This is a genomic window from Alcanivorax sp. HI0007 (genome assembly GCF_001635525.1).
Classification (GTDB): domain Bacteria; phylum Pseudomonadota; class Gammaproteobacteria; order Pseudomonadales; family Alcanivoracaceae; genus Alcanivorax.
Genome location: NZ_LWEJ01000066.1, coordinates 1 through 217 on the forward strand (window position 1 = coordinate 1; position 217 = coordinate 217).

The 217-nt window shown below is 51.6% G+C and carries 1 pseudogene; it reads right to left on the reverse strand.

The window, feature by feature from the left end:
• A pseudogene (locus A3714_RS17895) lies at positions 1-217 on the reverse strand (TetR/AcrR family transcriptional regulator); the annotation flags it as partial.

Sequence of the window (217 nt, forward strand, 5' to 3'; positions counted from 1 at the left end):
GCTGAGGAGCGTGCCTCTTCCATCATCAGTTTGATGATCGGGCCCATGCTGACGTGGTAGTCGAAATACACCTGGGTGGTATTCCGGATAATATCCCGGGCAGACGACGCCTGCTTCACCTCCTTGTGGAAGTGAAGCAACATGTTGTCCACGAAAATGCGATAGATGCTTTCCAGCACATCCATCTTGTTGCGGAAGTATTTGTAGAAGGTGCGCC